This window comes from Martelella sp. (assembly GCF_984369615.1).
This window is the reverse complement of the sequence record NZ_CFHTCS010000456.1, coordinates 1-2,956: the sequence shown is the minus strand read 5'-3', so window position 1 is coordinate 2,956 and position 2,956 is coordinate 1. Positions and strand designations below refer to the sequence as shown.

General features: G+C 64.3%; 3 protein-coding genes. 1 reads left to right on the top strand and 2 read right to left on the bottom strand.

Going from position 1 to position 2,956, the window contains the following annotated elements; genetic code table 11:
- On the bottom strand, window positions 1-851 hold an 851-nt coding region (locus AC5DC2_RS22120), incomplete at its 3' end, for a transglutaminase family protein (protein ID WP_491700045.1).
- Window positions 852-1,031: 180 nt separating this feature from the next.
- The gene (locus tag AC5DC2_RS22115; RefSeq protein ID WP_024707029.1) at window positions 1,032-1,322 is read right to left on the bottom strand and encodes a hypothetical protein; all 291 of its coding nucleotides are present in this window, start codon (window positions 1,320-1,322) and stop codon (window positions 1,032-1,034) included.
- Between the two features lie 206 nt (window positions 1,323-1,528).
- On the opposite strand from AC5DC2_RS22115, the gene AC5DC2_RS22110 reads away from it, so the two are divergent.
- Window positions 1,529-2,956 (top strand): ATP-binding cassette domain-containing protein (locus AC5DC2_RS22110; RefSeq protein WP_491700044.1); only part of this gene is annotated, 1,428 nt, incomplete at its 3' end.

The following is a 2,956-nucleotide window of genomic DNA, read 5'->3' as shown; positions in this document are numbered from 1 at the left end:
GTGAAATCGACTTCGGCGGGTTCGGCTGCGCCGGTGATCGGTGCGGCCGACCGGTAGTGCGGCGTCGCCGCCAGCGGAATATGGCTCTCGCCCGTCAGAAGGCCCGAGGTTGCATCGAGGCCGATCCAGCCCGCGCCGGGCAGGTAGACTTCCGCCCATGCGTGAAGATCGGTGAAATCGTGATCCGTTCCGGACGGACCGTCGAGCGCTTTCAGGTCCGGCTCGAGCTGGATCAGGTAACCGGAGACGAAGCGGGCGGCAAGGCCCATATTGCGCAGGATCTGCACCAGAAGCCAGGCCGAGTCGCGACACGAACCCGAAGCCCGCTCCAGCGTTTCCTCCGGCGTCTGCACGCCGGGCTCCATGCGGATGATGTAGTTGACGTCGTGCTGCAGGCGGGCATTGATGCCGACGATCATGTCGACCGTGCCCTGGCCGGGCGAGAGGTCGAGCTTTTCCATATAGGCCTTCAACCGCGGTCCCACCGGCTCCGGCCTGATGTAGATCGACAGATCCTCGCGGATCGCCTCGTCGTAGTCGAAAGGATATTTGGTCGCCTGTTCCTCGACGAAGAAGTCGAAGGGATTATACACGGTCATGTCGGCGACGAGGTCGACCTCGATCTTGAACTCGGTCACCGGCTCGGGAAAGACGAAGCGCGCCTGGTAGTTGCCGTAGGGGTCCTGCTGCAGATTGACGAAGTGGTTCTCCGGCGTGACTTTCAGGGAGTGCGAGATGACCTTGGTCTTCGAGTGGGCCGCAGGCTTCAGCCTGATGATCTGCGGTCCGAGATTGACGGGATTGTCGTATTTGTAGTGGGTAAGGTGGTAGATCGCTGCTTTGATTGACATCTGCGTCCTTGCCGGCGGTAAAGGGACCTCCGGAAAGCGCCGGAAGAACCCTTTGATGTTCCCCTGTTCTTATTCCGGGGAGTGTGGGCAAAGCGCCGCGATAAAGCAAGCGGGATTGCCCGCTGGGCGCGAATTTGCCGGAGGCCGAGCTTGCTCCGGCCGCCGAGGGCGCGTTTCCCCTCAGGCCGACAGTTTCACGATCGCCACCTCGCCCTCGAGCGCCGTCTGGTAGGCGGAGGCGTGGGGTTCTTCGTCGGGGATTTCGGTAATCATGCCGATCTGGTCGAGATCGGCTTCGGCATAGCCCTCGTTTGCCAGCGCGTTCAGCGTGTTGCGCACGGCGGTATCCTCGTCCGGGGCGGCGATGATCACATGCACTTCCGCCTCGCCGTTCCATTCGTGATAGACCTTGCCGGTGATGATGAAGACCATGCGCTCGCCGTCGCTGGTGTAGCCGGGAATGGCGATCATGTTTTTACCTCCGGTTTCCGATCGGTCTTTCTTTTCACAAGACGGCGTCAATTGAAAGTTCGCCGCGGGGCATTTGGCGGGCCCCGCCTTGAAATCGCCGTCCTTCAGGCGTAATTGAGGGTAACCGCGATCAAGAAGGGACGTGCCGCCGATGATTTCTCACCTGAAGACAGCAAACGCACTGGCTTTACGGGAGAACTTTTTGCATGCACGCCACCATCACGCTTTCCGGCCTGTCCTTCACCACTGCTGACGGCCATTCTCTTTTCAACGATATCGATGCCGTTTTCGGTCCGGGCATTGCCGGTCTTGTCGGACGTAACGGCGCGGGCAAGACGACGCTGCTGAAAATCATGGCGGGTCGGGTGACACCCACTTCCGGAACGGTTTGTCTTGCCGGCAGTCTCGCCATGCTCAATCAGACGGTCCGCGCGCCCGAAGGCGCGACGCTTGCCGATTGTTTCGGGATCGGCGGGATGCTGCGCATGGTTGAGGCGGCGGCGGCGGGAAGGGCAACCGCCGAGCAGCTCGCGACGGTCGACTGGTTGGCGGAGGAGAGGGCCGAGGCGGCGCTCTCCCGGTTCGCGCTCGATTATCCGCTGACGACCCCGCTTTCCTGTCTTTCCGGCGGCGAGCTGACGCGGGCGCGACTGGCCGCGCTCACCTATGACGATCCGGACTTCATCCTGCTTGACGAGCCGACCAACAATCTCGACTCCGCCGGCCGCGAGCAGTTGCTGGCGTTTCTTTCGGGCTGGCGCTGCGGCGCGCTCGTCGTCAGCCATGACCGGGCCTTGCTGGAGGCCATGCCGGAGATCGTGGAACTGACCGGACGCGGCATCACGCGGTATGGCGGCAACTACGGCTTTTATGAAGAGGTGAAAGCGGCCGAGATCGAGAACCGCGAAAGGCGATTGGGCGAGGCGACCCGTGAGGTGCGGCAGGTTTCCGCCGCCGCGCGCCGGCGGGCGGAGCGCAAGGCGCGCACGGACGCGAAGGGGCTTAAGGCGCGCAAGCGCAAGGACATGCCGAAAATGCTGCTCGACGGCATGAAGGCGCAGGCCGAGGCGACGGCGGCCCGGCAAAACGCGCTCCACGACCGGCAGGCCGAAAAGGCGGCGGAAGCGCTCGACGAGGCGAAGGCGCGCCTCGAGGTGGTTTCGCCGTTCGCGATCACCCTTCCGCCCTCGGGGCTTGCCGCCGGGCGGCGGGTGGTGAAGGCGGATGGCCTTGCCGGAGGCTATGACGCCCAAGCGCCGCTCTTCCGAGACCTCTCCTTCGAGATGACCGGGCCCGAGCGCGTGGCGATCGAAGGACGGAACGGCGCCGGGAAATCGACTCTGGTAAAGACGCTTTCGGGCGGGCTACGGCCGCTTGGCGGAACGGCGGAGATCTGCGTGCCCTTTGCGCTCTTCGACCAGGCGGTGTCCCTGCTCGATCGCGGGGCGAGCGTGCGCGACAATTTCAGGCGCCTCAACCCGCATGACGGCGAGAATGCCTGCCGGGCGGCGCTTGCGCGGTTCCGGTTCCGCGCTGGCGAGGCGCTGAAACGGGTTGCCGATCTGAGCGGCGGCGAATTGCTGAGGGCGGGGCTCGCCGTCGCGATCGGCGGAAGCCGGCCGGCGCAGCTCTTG

Excerpts from the sequence above, each read along its gene's own strand:
- AC5DC2_RS22115 (WP_024707029.1), bottom strand. The coding sequence starts at position 1,322 with ATGATCGCCATTCCCGGCTACACCAGCGACGGCGAGCGCATGGTCTTC.